At 57.8% G+C, this 14,495-nt stretch carries 12 protein-coding genes; 9 read left to right on the top strand and 3 right to left on the bottom strand.

What is annotated here, in order from left to right:
- Positions 1 to 18: 18 nt before the first annotated feature.
- Positions 19 to 174 carry a hypothetical protein gene (locus ACTORR_RS10435; protein WP_196456828.1) on the top strand — a complete coding sequence of 52 codons (156 nt, stop codon included), beginning with the start codon at positions 19 to 21 and terminating at the stop codon, positions 172 to 174.
- 48 nt (positions 175 to 222) lie between these two features.
- A complete protein-coding gene (locus tag ACTORR_RS10430) occupies positions 223 to 1,521 on the top strand; it encodes a hypothetical protein (RefSeq protein WP_237047050.1) in 1,299 nt (432 codons plus the stop codon).
- Positions 1,522 to 1,703: 182 nt separating this feature from the next.
- Here the strand turns inward: ACTORR_RS10430 and istB are convergent, their stop codons facing one another.
- Together istB and istA are read right to left on the bottom strand one after the other, a co-directional pair.
- The gene (gene istB, locus ACTORR_RS10425) at positions 1,704 to 2,507 is read right to left on the bottom strand and encodes an IS21-like element ISPst3 family helper ATPase IstB (RefSeq protein WP_160468540.1); all 804 of its coding nucleotides are present in this window, start codon (positions 2,505 to 2,507) and stop codon (positions 1,704 to 1,706) included.
- Positions 2,500 to 3,999, bottom strand: a complete 1,500-nt coding sequence (gene istA / locus ACTORR_RS10420; protein ID WP_153575526.1) for an IS21-like element ISPst3 family transposase — start codon at positions 3,997 to 3,999, stop codon at positions 2,500 to 2,502. Before istA ends, istB begins: the two co-directional genes overlap by 8 nt.
- A 158-nt stretch (positions 4,000 to 4,157) precedes the next feature.
- On the opposite strand from istA, the gene ACTORR_RS10415 reads away from it, so the two are divergent.
- From ACTORR_RS10415 to ACTORR_RS10395, 5 genes are all read left to right on the top strand, one after another.
- Positions 4,158 to 4,406, top strand: coding sequence for a hypothetical protein (locus ACTORR_RS10415; protein ID WP_237047049.1), 249 nt, complete (start codon positions 4,158 to 4,160; stop codon positions 4,404 to 4,406).
- 243 nt (positions 4,407 to 4,649) lie between these two features.
- Positions 4,650 to 7,415, top strand: a complete 2,766-nt coding sequence (locus ACTORR_RS10410; protein WP_160468539.1) for a class I SAM-dependent DNA methyltransferase — start codon at positions 4,650 to 4,652, stop codon at positions 7,413 to 7,415.
- Positions 7,412 to 8,422 carry a virulence RhuM family protein gene (locus ACTORR_RS10405; protein WP_160468538.1) on the top strand — a complete coding sequence of 337 codons (1,011 nt, stop codon included), beginning with the start codon at positions 7,412 to 7,414 and terminating at the stop codon, positions 8,420 to 8,422. The genes ACTORR_RS10410 and ACTORR_RS10405 overlap by 4 nt, the downstream gene beginning before the upstream one ends.
- 14 nt (positions 8,423 to 8,436) lie before the next feature.
- Positions 8,437 to 10,503: a DEAD/DEAH box helicase gene (locus ACTORR_RS10400; protein WP_160468537.1), complete on the top strand. Its 2,067-nt coding sequence runs from the start codon at positions 8,437 to 8,439 to the stop codon at positions 10,501 to 10,503.
- Positions 10,496 to 11,680: a GIY-YIG nuclease family protein gene (locus ACTORR_RS10395; RefSeq protein WP_160468536.1), complete on the top strand. Its 1,185-nt coding sequence runs from the start codon at positions 10,496 to 10,498 to the stop codon at positions 11,678 to 11,680. Before ACTORR_RS10400 ends, ACTORR_RS10395 begins: the two co-directional genes overlap by 8 nt.
- Positions 11,681 to 12,254: 574 nt before the next feature.
- On the opposite strand, the gene ACTORR_RS10390 is transcribed toward ACTORR_RS10395, so the two are convergent.
- The gene (locus ACTORR_RS10390) at positions 12,255 to 12,455 is read right to left on the bottom strand and encodes a hypothetical protein (protein WP_441343628.1); all 201 of its coding nucleotides are present in this window, start codon (positions 12,453 to 12,455) and stop codon (positions 12,255 to 12,257) included.
- 56 nt (positions 12,456 to 12,511) lie between these two features.
- Between ACTORR_RS10390 and tnpB the strand changes: the two genes are divergently transcribed.
- Together tnpB and tnpC are read left to right on the top strand one after the other, a co-directional pair.
- Positions 12,512 to 12,871 (top strand): IS66 family insertion sequence element accessory protein TnpB, encoded by a 360-nt coding sequence (gene tnpB, locus ACTORR_RS10385; protein ID WP_060767566.1) that lies wholly within the window; start codon positions 12,512 to 12,514, stop codon positions 12,869 to 12,871.
- 18 nt (positions 12,872 to 12,889) lie between these two features.
- Positions 12,890 to 14,470 (top strand): IS66 family transposase, encoded by a 1,581-nt coding sequence (gene tnpC, locus ACTORR_RS10380; protein ID WP_060767565.1) that lies wholly within the window; start codon positions 12,890 to 12,892, stop codon positions 14,468 to 14,470.
- Positions 14,471 to 14,495: the final 25 nt, after the last annotated feature.

Below are 14,495 nucleotides of genomic sequence, written 5' to 3'. Positions count from 1 at the left end.
ATCCAGCAGGAGACAATCATGTCCAAGCAACCCAACACCACCACCCAGCAGCGCCAGCAGCATAACCACCGCTCGGATGCGCTGAACAATAATCGCGGCACGTCGGGAACCAATCCGACCAACGCTCACGTTCATGGCAATCGCGGTAAACAGCTCAACCCCAACCAGCGCTAGGAGTGCGTTCCCCCGGTCGTCACTGGCCGGGGGTATCAAGGATTTCAGATGAGTAGAGATACTTGCTTTGCCACCCAGGGCGAGCTGGTCAAGCTGGCCTACGATGCATTCGGCGTGCTTCCCCGCAAGGAGGCCAGCCATGACGACATCGACGAGACGCAGAAGAAGGCCATTCAAAAGCAGTTGGCGAGACTGGCTAAAGAAGAAGGCGGGCTGCTATCGAATTTCGAGCAGGTGATTCAAACGCTCAGCAGCATCCTGACGGCGTATTTGCCCAGCATCCAGGTCATGAGCGCCATAGGCGATCCGCTCGATGATCTGCTAGAGGCATACAGCCGACTGGTTCGTGAAGAGGGTACCTACCTCAGCAAGGCGGAAACCCTTCGGTACTTCATCTCGATCAGGGCAATCCCTTTGCTGGTCGTGTCGCTGAATCAGAGCCTGCTCAAACACAGAATTGCAGACCTGGCGCTCGAAGTGCCGGAAGAAGAATTCTGGTACCTGCCGACGGTCGCTGAAGATGGCCGCCTAGTAATGCCGCTGGAAAAGGTCATGCGCTGGGTCTATGCGCGCTGTGATCTCTCGCAGACGCAGTTCCACTACCCAGGCAAGAACCCGCGAAGCGACAACAATACGCTTCAGCAGAACCTCGACAACGCCATCAAGTGGACGCGGGGTGCAAGACTGCCGGCGCTTCCTGCCCTGTTTAGAAATTTCGAAGAATCCTTCGCCGCGCTCGCGCAAATCGGGCGAGAGATACCCAAAGAGCTTCAAGTCAGCATCTTCGTAGCATTGATGGTGGCGCGGGTGTCGAGCTACCTCGCAAGGGAAATTGCGGACGCCTACGATCATCACTACCTCGCCGATGTCTGCGAACAATTTCGCGAGCACGCCCTGTGGATTGCTGATGACGTCAATGAGTTCAAGGCTGAGCTTGCACCGGTAATGCAGCGACAAGAATCACCTGAGTCAGCGCTGTATACGTGGCTAAATGCTTGCAGCCATTACTGGACTTTTTTCGACGGCAAATTGGCTGCCGTCGTCGACACTGTGCAGCGGCTCATGGATGCTCGTCCGGGAGTGCCACTACGAGACGATGTTCTCGCTGCGCTCAAGAGTAAGTACGGCCTTTATGCCGTGTGCTCCCTTTTAGATCGCATTCAGCGGCAGTCAGCATTTCTTCCACCCCACGGTTTTGCCGAGCTTCTGTTTAAAGGTTTTGACCTCAAGAGTTCTCCAGCAACCCAGCTAAATCAAATTGACGAGTATGCCGCTCAGGTAGCTGCTTACGGCCTGGATGAGCAACTCTGCTGGATGGTGCCCTGGTTGCGCGGGTGTTGGCGCTGATGGAAAATTGACCCACCCTGCCGATTGAAATTTGACCCAGGGCGGATTGCTGATTTTGTTACCAGCAACTGTGGATAAGTCTACCAGCGCAGCTGCTTTTGAACCCACTCCCTCGCTGTCCCAGTTCAGCTGTTGAAGACCTGCCACACGCAGCCATGTAGCAGGCCGTCGTCGCCATGAAATCAGAACGGCTCATCGTCCTCCGGTTCTTGGCCGCCCTTACGCTTTCGCTCCCGTGATTTGATCTTGGCCTGGGCCGCCAAGCTACTGTGTTGCAGGCGATAGGACTCGTTACCGGTTTCGACGATGTGGCAGTGGTGGGTCAGCCGATCCAGCAGGGCGGTGGTCATCTTGGCGTCGCCGAACACGCTCGACCATTCGGCGAAGCTCAGGTTGGTGGTGATCACCACGCTGGTGTGTTCGTACAGCTTGGACAGCAGGTGAAACAGCAACGCACCGCCAGCCTGGCTGAACGGCAGATAACCCAGTTCGTCGAGGATGACCAGATCCATGCGCAGCAGTGCCTGGGCGATCCGCCCGGCTTTGCCGTCGTGTTTTTCGCGCTCCAGCAGATTGACCAGATCGACCGTGGAGTAGAAGCGCACGCGCTTGCCATGCCGGGTGATGCCGGACACGGCCAGCGCGGTGGCTAGGTGGGTTTTACCGGTGCCTGGCCCACCGATCAGCACCACGTTCTGCGCGGTGTCGGTAAAGGCCAGGCTGGCCAGCTCGCTGATCAGGCGTGCGTCGGCGCTAGAGGTGTTGAAATCGAAGCTGGCCAGATCGCGGTGCATCGGCAGCTTGGCCATGTTCATCTGGTGGCTCACCGAGCGCATGGCGCGATCTGTGTGCTCTTGTTCCAGCAGGTGTTCGAGCAGCCACTTGGACGAGGCTGTGTTCGACTCACCCTGTGCAGTTAACTCCGCCCAGGCCGTGGCCATGCCGTGCAGGCGCAGCTCCTTGAGTTCCGCCATCAAATCACGCATGACCGACCTCCTCGGCCTGGCCACGCAGGCGGTCGTAGCGCGCCGTGTTAGCGACGGGGGCTTCCTTGAGCGACAAGTGGGTTTCGACGCTGGGTGGTGGTTCGGTCGCGGCCAGCCGTGCCACGACATTGAGGATGTGTTCGGCGCTCAGGCTGCCGCTCTCCAGTACCAGCTCAACGGCTACCAGCACGGCATCGAGTCCGGCGACCGGTACGGCAGCCAGGACTTGCGCCATGATCCGGTCACCGCCGGCATGACGCCCCAGACCGTGCTTAAGCTGACGCAGCGGCGCTGGCAGATCAGCAAAGGGCGCTCCGTTGCGCAGCGCACCGGGCTTGCGTTCGATCAGCGGGAGGTAGTGCTGCCAGTCATAGCTGACCTGGTCGCGATCCAGCAAGCGGACATGGCTGGCAATCAGCGCATCATCGGCCACCACCTCGATTCGCGTCGGATACAAACGGCTGCTGACCCACTTACCCGCGTACTCACATGGCACCGAGTAGCGGTTGCGCCCGACGCTGACCAGGCAGGTGCTGGAGACCCGCGCAGGCCGCTCGACGTAACCGTCGAATGGCGCTGGCACAGGCATCAGTTCAGCGCGCTCCAACTCCAGCACTTCGGCTACACTCAGCCCGCTGTATTGAGGGTGCGTCAGCTCGTTCCAAAGCGCGCGGCAGCGCTGGCCCAGCCAGGCATTGAGTTCCTCGAAGGAGTGAAAATGACAGTCCTGGGCGTCTAGCCAGATGCGCCTACGGCTGTCTTGCACGTTCTTTTCAACGATGCCCTTTTCCCAACCAGCGGCGACGTTGCAGAAGTCCGGATCGAACAGGTAATGCGCGCACATCACCGCAAAGCGCGCATTCACCGCCCGGCCTTTGCCCTTATTGACCTTGTCGACGGCGGTCTTCATGTTGTCGTAGATGCCCCGGCGCGGCACGCCGCCCAAGGCGCCGAACGAGCGTGTATGGGCGTCAAATAACATCTCATGGCCCTGGCTCGGATACGCCACAAGCCAGAACGCACGGCTGGCACACAGCTTCAGATGTGCCACCTGCATACGCCGGTAAATGCCGCCGACCAGCAAGCCTTCCTCGCTCCAGTCAAACTGAAACGCCTCGCCAAGAGCAAAGGTCAGCGGCACAAAGGCCTGCGACGCCTTGCCCTGTCCCCCTCGCCAGGCACGGATAAACGCGGTGAGCTGGCTGTAGCCACCGTCATAGCCTTCGGCTTTGATTTGCGCCAACAGCGCCTTGGCACTGCGCCGCTGTTGCTTGGGCCGCAGCGAATCGGCTTTTAGCGCCTGCTCCAGCGTGGCGTGAAAAGGGCTGAGTTTGTTGAAGATCGCGCGGCGTTGGTACACCGGCTGCTTGGCCTCAGGTGCTCTGACCCACTTGCGAATCGTGTTGCGCGCCAACCCGGTGCGCTTGGCTATCTCATGCAGCGACAGCTTGTCGCGGAAATACATCCGGCGGATTTTGCCCATCATTTCCATACTGATCACCCTGTGTTCTCCTGCTCAAAAATTGAGCAGGAGCAGTTGAACACCTGGGTCAGTTTTCAGTCGGCAGAACAGCCTCTACTGGGTCAGTTTTCGGTCAGCGGCAACAGCGCGGGGTCTATCACTATCGTCGAGAGGAGTTCGAGGCTGCCATGCCACACTTCCAGGCGGCCTTTGAAAATGCCAAGTACCGGGCAGGCAAAAACCAATACAAGCTGGTTAATCAGTACGTCGAGGTTGCGGCAAAAAATGATGACCGCCGTGGCTTCAAGAAGGGCATTGAGTGGGCGCAGTACCTAGACATTAAGGTGCGCTGGCTGCGTGATGATGAGCCGACCGAAGAGAAGCTGGACTACGTCTGTTACATGCTGAAAATCGCCCGGTACGACCACCAAATGTAGCGAGGTGATGAGCTGATCATCCCTATCGTCGCGGGTACTACAAGTACTGGCCGATGTGGGTGAAAAGCCGCATTTCCGGGCTCCTGCTGCTCCGGTGGCGGGTGCGGCAATTGTATCGGTCGGTCGGCTTGGATCTTTTTCACATGCCAATGCTCGTTCCTTTATCATCCATGCACTTTGCATGGATGGTGGGCCTAAAGGCCCCCTTTGCCGCCTTGGCAGCAGTGATCGGAACAGCCCTATATGAACGCCGTAGAAATCGAACAAGCCATCACCGACCTGGCCAGCCAGCCGTTTGACCGGGTCGAGTTCCCTTATGCCTTCCTGCAGGCCTTCGGTAATAAGGAAACCACTCTCAAGCGCCTGCGTTCGGGCTCAACCAACAAGTCCGATCTGGGCGGCGTGCTACAGACCAGCAATATCCACCTGGCTGTGTGTGAGCCAGGCAAGGTCACCGAGACCCTGGCGGCACTCAAGGCCAGCCCTGCCACGGCGCGCGCCAAGGCCAAGTATGTGCTCGCCACCGATGGCCAGATGCTGGAGGCAGAAGAGCTGGAAAGCGGCGAAGTCATCGCCTGCAGCTACTCGCAGTTTCCTGACCACTTTGGCTTTTTCCTGCCGTTGGCGGGTATCTCCACGGTCAAGCAGATTCGCGAGAACTCCTTTGATATCCGCGCGACCAGCCGACTGAACCGGCTTTATGTGGAGCTGCTCAAGGACAACCCGACCTGGGGCACCGCCGAACGCCGCCATGAGATGAACCATTTCATGGCGCGGCTGATCTTCTGCTTCTTCGCTGAAGATACCGACATTTTCAACGGCACCGGCCTGTTTACCGACACCCTCGCGCAGATGAGCGACCGCGATGCAAGCAATCTGCATGAGGTGATGGGCGAGATCTTCCGCGCCATGAACACGCCGATTGCTCAGCGAGCTTCGGCAAATCTGCCGCGCTGGGCGGATGCTTTTCCCTATGTCAACGGTGGGCTGTTCTCCGGCGAGCCGGATGTGCCGCGTTTTTCTCGCATTGCACGGAGCTATCTGCTGCATATCGGCGCGCTGGACTGGAAGCAGATCAACCCCGATATCTTCGGCTCCATGATTCAGGCCGTGGCCGACGACGAAGAGCGCGGCGCTCTGGGCATGCACTACACCAGCGTGCCCAATATCCTCAAGGTGTTGAACCCGCTGTTTCTCGATGAGCTGCGTGCCAAGCTGGATGAGGCTGGTGATAACCCGCGCATCTTGCTCAACCTGCGCAAACGCCTGGCACGTATTCGGGTATTCGACCCGGCCTGCGGCTCGGGCAACTTCCTGGTTATCGCCTACAAGCAGCTGCGTGAGATTGAAAACACGCTCAATGAGCGTCGTGGTGAGCCTGGGCGCAAGAGCGATATCCCACTGACCAATTTCCGAGGTATCGAACTGCGGGATTTTTCTGCAGAAATCGCTCGCCTGGCCCTTATCATCGCGGAGTATCAATGCGATGTTCTTTACCGAGGGCAAAAGGAGGCGCTGCTAGAGTTTCTTCCGCTGAGCAATCAGAACTGGATTACTTGTGGTAATGCTCTGATTCTGGATTGGCTCGATGTTTGTCCCCCTACTGGCACAGGAGTGAGCCTCAGAACTAATGATCTTTTTCAACTCCCGCTAGATCAAGTAACGATCGACTTCGAAAACGAAGGGGGTGAGACCTATATCTGTGGCAATCCGCCCTACTTGGGCTCCAAATGGCTTTCGGGCGAGCAGAAAGCCGAGTTAGGGGCGATTTTTGAGGGGCGTGTAAAAAGCTGGAAATCTTTAGACTATGTAAGCGGCTGGTTTATGAAAGCTGCGGACTACTGCGCGCACACCACAGGCGCAGCGGCCTTTGTATCCACCAACTCAATTTGTCAGGGCCAACAGGTACCTATTCTCTGGCCTGCGATTTTTAAGTCGGGCTGCCAAATTATTTTTGCTCACACTTCATTCAGGTGGGCCAACCTCGCTAGCCACAACGCTGGTGTCACTGTTGTTATCGTAGGTGTTTCCCGTAATCCAAGCATCCCTCGACATCTGTTCTCTATCAATGATGATGGCGAGACCGTGCTGCGCGAGACCGACAATATTAATGCCTACTTAGTTGCCGCACCCAATATCGAGGTTCACGCCCAATCGATGCCCCTGTCGGGATTAGCCACCATGCAGTTCGGTAACCATCCTTATTATGGTGGGGCGTTGATTTTTCCAATGAGCGAAGCGCGCGAACTGACTGTCGAAATGCCCGAGATTGCTCGTTATGTTCGCCCCTTATATGGAGCACAGGAGTTCATCAACGCAGCACCGCGTGCTTGCCTGTGGATTGAGGAGCAAGACGCAGAAAAAGCTATGCAGTTTGCCTCCATTGCTGCGAAGGCTGCCGAGGTGGAGCTCTCCCGAAAAGCTGCAAAGCAGGACAAGGCAGCGCAGAAGCTGGCAGAAACTCCTTACCGATTCCGAGATCAGGTCACGGCAGTTAACCACTTGCTTGTCATGCCACGTGTCAGCTCGGAAACACGTCCCTATTTGCCTGTTGGGTTATTGGGAGCGAAATCCATCGTTCAAGACCAAGCCCTAGCACTTTACGACGCACCACTGTGGAATTTGGCCCTGATCGCCTCACGCCTGCACTTGGTCTGGATAGCGAATGTCTGCGGCAAGATGAAAACTGATTTCCGCTATTCCAATACATTGGGCTGGAACACCTTCCCAGTCCCGGCCCTGACCGAAAAAAACAAGGCTGACCTTACCCGCTGCGCCGAGGATATCCTGTTGGCCCGTGAAGCCCACTTCCCTGCCGCAATTGCAGAGCTATACGCACCGGAAAAAATGCCGGCCAACCTGCGTGCCGCCCATGAGCGCAATGACGAAGTGCTGGAGCGCATCTATATCGGGCGCCGTTTCAAAAACGACACCGAGCGCCTGGAGAAGCTGTTCGAGCTTTACACCGAGATGACGGCCAAGCAGAAACCAGGGAAGGCGAAGCGATGACTGATTTGATTCTGTACAGCTCGGAGGATGGCCAGACGCGGCTGCATCTGCGCGTCGAGGGCCAAAGCGTGTGGCTGAGCCAGTTGGAAATTGCCGAGCTGTTCCAGACCACCAAGCAGAACGTGTCCCTGCATGCCAAGAACATTTTCGAGGACGGCGAGCTGAGCACCGAGGCAACTGTCAAGGAATCCTTGACAGTTCAAGTCGAGGGCCAGCGCCAGGTCAAGCGCAAGCTGACTCATTACAACCTCGACCTGATCCTGGCCATCGGCTACCGGGTGCGTTCGCCGCGAGGCGTGCAGTTCCGCCAGTGGGCCAGCAGCCACCTCAAGGAGTTTCTGCTCAAGGGCTTCGTGCTGGATGACCAGCGCCTGAAGAACCCCGGTGGCTGGGATCACTTCGACGAGTTACTGGCGCGCATCCGCGAGATTCGTGCCTCGGAGAAGCGCTTCTACCAAAAGGTACGCGAGCTGTTTGCCCTGAGCTCTGATTACCGCATTCGTGAGCAGGAAACCGCGCTGTTCTTCGCCGAGGTACAGAATAAGCTGCTTTACGCCACCACCGGCCATACAGCTGCCGAACTAGTGGTCAAGCGTGCCGATCCCAACCAGCCCAATATGGCTCTGAACACCTGGAGCGGCTCACGGGTGCGTAAGCAGGACGTGATCGTCGCCAAGAACTATCTGACGGCTGACGAGATCGACACACTCAACCGCTTGGTGGTGATATTCCTGGAGCAGGCTGAGCTGCGCGTCAAACAGCAGAAGGCGCTGACCCTGGACTTCTGGCGTAGCAACGTAGACAAGATGCTGGCCTTTAACGACCAGCCCATCCTGCAGGGCGCTGGCTCCGTCAGCCGCGATAGGATGGAGCAGCTTGCCCATGAGCGTTACGAAGCATTCGATCAGAAGCGCCGCGAGGCTGAGCGAATCCAGGCCGATGCGGATGACCTCAAGGAAATCGAGCAGCTCGAACACACCCTTAAAGACACGGGCAAGAAGCCCTGAATGGATGCATAGCCATGACCCAAACCGTTCCTTCCGTTTCCGTCTCCTATGCCCAGAACGGACGCTCCACCAAGGCCAACGAGCTTGGCATGCGCCCGATGCAGGAGCGCGTCTTCGAGCGACGTGGTGAGCAGTACCTGCTGATCAAGTCACCGCCTGCTTCAGGTAAAAGTCGGGCCTTGATGTTCATCGCTCTGGACAAGCTGGCGCACCAGGGCATCAAGCAGGCCATCATTGTGGTGCCGGAAAAATCCATTGGTTCGAGCTTTCACGATGAGCCGCTTAGCCGACACGGTTTCTGGGCCGACTGGCATGTGGAGCCGCGTTGGAACCTGTGCGATGCCCCCGGCACCGACGATGGCGGTAAGGTCAATGCAGTGGGAACGTTCCTGGAAAGCAGCGACCAGGTGCTGGTTTGTACCCATGCCACCTTCCGTTTTGCGGTGGAAAAATTCGGGGTGGCGGCGTTCGATGATCGCTTGATCGCCGTGGACGAGTTCCACCACGTTTCCGCTAACCCCGAAAACAGGCTGGGCACGTACCTGGGCCAGCTGATCGCCCGTGACAAGGTGCACATCGTGGCGATGACCGGCTCCTACTTCCGTGGAGATGCCGAGGCTGTGCTTTCACCCGCTGACGAAGCCCGCTTCGATACCGTGACCTACACCTACTACGAGCAGCTCAACGGTTACGAGCACCTGAAGAAGCTGGATATTGGTTACTACTTCTACTCAGGGGCTTACTCCGACGACATCCTCAAGGTCCTCGATCCGAACGAAAAGACCATCCTCCACATCCCCAACGTGAACTCCCGCGAGAGCACCAAGGACAAGATTCGCGAGGTGGAGCACATCATTGAAGAGCTAGGCGAGTGGCAGGGCACCGACCCGGTTACGGGCTTCCAGCTGGTGAAGACCGCCGATGGGCGTGTACTGCGTATTGCTGACCTGGTGGATGACGACCCGGCCAAGCGCGATAAGGTTTCGGCCGCCTTGAAAGACCCGGCCCAGAAGAACAACCGCGATCATGTGGACATCATCATTGCCCTGGGCATGGCCAAAGAGGGCTTCGACTGGATTTGGTGCGAGCATGCCCTTACGGTCGGTTACCGTTCCAGCCTGACCGAGATCGTGCAGATCATTGGGCGTGCGACACGCGATGCCCCTGGCAAAGCACGGGCACGCTTCACCAACCTCATCGCCGAGCCAGATGCCAGCGAGAAGGTGGTGACCGAGGCGGTGAACGATACGCTCAAGGCAATTGCTGCCAGCCTACTGATGGAGCAGGTTTTGGCCCCGCGTTTTGAGTTCAAGCCGAAGACTCCTACCTCTGGGCCGCAGGAAGGCTTTGACTATGGCGATGCGGGCTATCAGCCCGACAAGTGCAACGTGGGTTTCAACCATGAAACCGGGCAGCTGCAGATCGAGATCAAAGGTCTGGCCGAACCCAAGAGCCCTGAGGCCAGCCGTATCTGTCAGGAAGACCTGAACGAGGTGATTGCCAGCTTCGTTCAGGACAAGACCAACATTGAGCGCGGTCTGTTCGATGAGGAACTGGTTCCCGAAGAGCTGACCCAGCTGCGCATGGGTAAGATCATCCGCGACAAGTACCCCGAACTAGATGCCGAGGATCAGGAGGCCGTTCGCCAGCACGCCATTGCGGCACTGAACTTGACTCAGCAAGCCAAGCAACTGGTGCTGGGTGATGACCTGCAAGGCACCGTCACTGGGGCAAACAGCGCTCCGAGCACTGCCCTGATTGATGGCGTGCGCAAGTTCGCGATGGATGTGCGTGAGCTGGATATCGACCTGATCGACCGGATCAACCCGTTCAGCGAGGCCTACGCCATCCTCGCAAAGACCATGAGTGAGGAAAGTCTCAAGCAGGTTGCGGCAGTGATTGGTGCCAAACGCACTCGCCTGACGCCTGAAGAGGCCAAAGACCTCGCCGTGCGGGCGGTAAAATTCAAGAAGGATCATGGCCGGGTGCCTTCCCTGACTGCTCAAGACCCATGGGAGCGGAGCATGGCGGAAGGCGCTGCGGCCTTTATGCGTTTCAAGAAAGAGGGTCGTTATGGCTAACGAATTTGATCTGGATGAGCTGGAAGCGGAGCTTTCCGATTTCGCCACTTCAGACAAGAAGACCGGCCGCACTCCTCGCGAGGAGCGCATCATTGCCGGCTTCGAAGACATTCAGCGCTTTGTTGAGGAGCACGGCCATGCACCGCGCCACGGCGATGATAAAGACATCTTCGAGCGCCTGTATGCCGTGCGCCTTGATCGCCTGCGCGATCAGGAAGAATGTCGCACCCTGCTCATGCCTCTCGATCATCAGGGCCTACTGAATGCGTTTGAGGTGCGGGAGCCACAAGGCGACTACACCATGACGGACGACGAACTGTTGGCGGAACTGGCCGGCGACGACGAGGGTTCGGATATTCAGAACCTCCGTCACGTTCGCAGCAATGCCGAAAAGCGTGAGGCCGAGGAGATTGCGCAGCGCGAGCGTTGCGAGGACTTTGAGCGGTTCCAGCCGCTGTTTGAGCAAGTGCAGCGCGAGCTGCAGTCGGGCGTTCGAGTTACCCGCACTTTCATCCGTGATGCGAGCATCGAGGAGGGCCAGTTCTTCATTCTCGGTGGGCAGACGGTATATGTCGCTGATGTTGGCGAGACCTTCAAAGCTCCGAATGGTGAAAGCGATGCCCGGCTGAGGGTGATTTACTCCAACGGCACCGAGAGCAATCTACTGCGAAGATCCTTGCAGCGTGCGCTCTACAAGGACGATGCCGGCCGTCGTATTACCGATGCGGATGCCGGCCCGTTGTTTGGCGAAACACTGGAGCCCGACGACATCGAGAGTGGCACCATTTACGTCCTGCGCAGCCACTCAACGCATCCCTTCGTGGCCGAGCATCGCGAGCTGATCCACAAGATCGGCGTCACTGGCGGCAAGGTTGAAACACGTATCGCCGGGGCTGACAAGGACGCCACCTACCTGCTGGCGGATGTTGAGGTGGTCGCCACCTACAAGCTGCACAACATCAATCGCACGCGAATGGAAAACGTGTTCCACCGCCTGTTCAGCCCTGCCCAGATTGAGCTGACGATCCCTGATCGCTTCGGTAATCCGGTCAAACCCAGGGAGTGGTTTCTGGTACCGCTGCACGTTATCAACGAGGCTGTGGAGCGTATTCGCGACGGCTCGATCGCTGGAGTCATTTACGATCCAAAGTCGGCATCGTTGCGAAGTGCTGGTTGAGACGAACATTTGTCCCGTGAACATTTGTTCCCTGCAAGCATGCTGGATGCAACGCCGGGAGCCTCACTCGCATCGGCTGCTAATTGACCGGTCCTTGGGGAAGATTTGGTAGAGTCACTTCTTCAACTGAAGGAGTGCTTTACATGGGATTTTATATCGAGTGCTACCGTGGGGCTGAGATTGAGCATGCTGGGAAGACCAGCACGATCAGCCCCGGAGAGATTCAGCAGGTCGTTGAGGATACGACTCAGGTGTCAGCGCCTGTGTCAAAAGGTGCTGACGAAGTGCGTCGAGCTACGTTCGCTGCGACTACAGCCCAAGGGAAATTCACTTGGCACGTATTCTTCAGTACCGGTGACGCCGATGACTGCGTGGATGACGTTGCGCTTGTCAGTGCGCCGTCGGATGTAGTTGTCCAGGTGAACCCTGAGTTTAAGATCAGGGACGCGGATAGCTGAGTCCCTCTGGGATTTGGCTGATTAGCAAGCGCGCTTCGGGCCTTATCAGCGAGACACAAAAAATAAAGGATGTCCCACCCTCAGCGGAGCGGGACATCCGTTACTGCTGACGTCAGTCACTTGCTTGATGGCGCTGCCTGCAGTCGACAGAGAATCCAGCACGCCAGTACCACCGCTATCAGCAGTGGTGGAAAGCGCACCATCACAATCACCAGCAGCAACATTGCCAGACAGCCAGCTAGGATGCCGGCAAAGACAAATACAGCTGCGAAGGTGCGTAGTAGTAGCGTATCCGCTCCATGAAGCCCACATTCCAAGCGACTACCTGAAGCCCGATGCTGCGCTCCCGATTTCTTTCTGGAGCCAGTCCGCCATGATGCGTCCCGACAGCAAAGTCGAAAAGGTGTACCTCTATCCCAAGCCTGTGGATTTTCGAAAATCCATCGACGGCCTCACCGCCCTGGTCGAGCTGGACATCAAAGTCGCCGTGTTCGACCCCGTACTTTTCGTCTTCCTCAATAAAGCCCGTAACCGCATCAAGGTGTTGTACTGGGAGCGCAACGGCTTCTGCCTTTGGCTCAAGCGCCTCGAAGCCGAACGTTTCAAAACTTCCCCCGACGCCACCGACGAAGCCATCGTCCTGACCGTCCAGGAACTTAACTGGTTACTCGACGGCTTAGACCTCTGGCGCAACCGTCCGCATCAGGTTCTGACGCCCCGTTTCGTCGCCTGACCCGGTATAATCCGGGCCATGATTTCAGTGCCCGACAACCTCCCGGATGACCCTGTTCTGCTTAAGCAAATGCTGCTTGAGAGTTACGCTGCTCGTGCGTGTGAGCAATCGGCTGCCCGTGTGCGCGAGCAGGAGGTCAAGGAGGCTTATACGACACACATCGACGACCTGAAAGAGCAGATCAAGTTATGGCGTGACCGTTTCTTTGGCCGTAAGTCCGAGCAAACTGTCGATCCCAACACGCCGCAACTGGCGATGTTCAACGAACCCGAAAGCGACCCGCTACTGGCGGTGGTTGACGATGCCGACGAAGAAGTCGTTGCGCCTGCCAAACGTCGCGGCAAACGCAAACCACTGTCGGCCGATCTGCCTCGGGTCGAAGTCATCCACGACCTGCCCGAGCACGAACTGACCTGCGCCTGTGGTTGCCGCAAGCATGTCATTGGCGAGGAAACCAGCGAGCAGCTCGACATCGTGCCGATGCAGATCCGCGTACTCAAACACGTGCGCAAGATTTACGGGTGCCGGGGCTGCGAAACCGCGCCGGTTACCGCTGACAAGCCAGCCCAATTGATCGAAAAGAGCATGGCCAGCCCCAGCGTGCTGGCCATGCTGCTGACGACCAAGTACGTCGATGGCTTGCCGCTGCACCGTTTTGAAAGCGTACTGTCCCGACACGGCATCCACATTCCACGACAAACTCTGGCGCGTTGGGTGATCCAGTGCAGCGAACACTTCCAGCCACTGTTAAACCTGATGCGTGACCGGCTGCTGGAAAGTCCGGTGATTCACTGCGACGAAACGCGCGTACAGGTCTTGAAAGAGCCAGACCGCGACCCGACCAGCCAATCTTGGATGTGGGTGCAGGCCAGCGGCCCGCCTGATCGACAAGTTGTGCTATTTGACTACACCACCAGCCGTGCGCAGGAAGTACCGTTACGCCTGCTGGAAGGGTATCGCGGCTATGTGATGACCGATGATTACGCCGGTTACAACGCGTTGGCGTTGCAGCCCGATATCGAGCGGCTGGCGTGCATGGTTCATGCTCGACGCAAGTTCGTCGATGCGCAGAAAGTGCAGCCCAAGGGTAAGACGGGCCGCGCCGATGTAGCGCTGGCGATGATCAACAAGCTGTACGGCATCGAGCGCGACCTCAAGGAAGTCAGCGACGAACAGCGGTTCATCGGTCGCCAAGAAAGAAGCCTACCGATCCTCGGCCAATTGAAAAGCTGGCTGGACAAGACGTACTCCCAGGTCACACCGCAAAGTGTGCTGGGCAAGGCCGTGCACTATCTGGCCAACAACTGGAGTCGGTTGGAACGCTATGTCGAGGCCGGCCATTTGCCGATCGACAACAACCTTGCGGAGCGTGCGATCAAGCCATTTGTCATCGGGCGCAAGGCTTGGCTGTTCAGCGACACCGTGAACGGCGCCAGTGCCAGCGCAAAGATCTACAGCTTGGTTGAGACCGCCAAGGTCAACGGCCAGGAGCCCTATACGTGGCTGCGCCACGTACTTGAGCGCCTGCCGTATGCATCCTCGGTGGCCGACTACGAAGCTCTTCTGCCGTGGAACTGCTCGCCAGAGATGCCACGGTAACCTGCTGCCCCATCATGTGATAGGT

The organism is Pseudomonas sp. SAR267 (assembly GCF_052077595.1).
Taxonomy (GTDB): domain Bacteria; phylum Pseudomonadota; class Gammaproteobacteria; order Pseudomonadales; family Pseudomonadaceae; genus Aquipseudomonas; species Aquipseudomonas vlassakiae.
The sequence above is the reverse complement of the archived record's forward strand: the minus strand, read 5'-3'. Positions and strand labels throughout refer to the sequence as shown.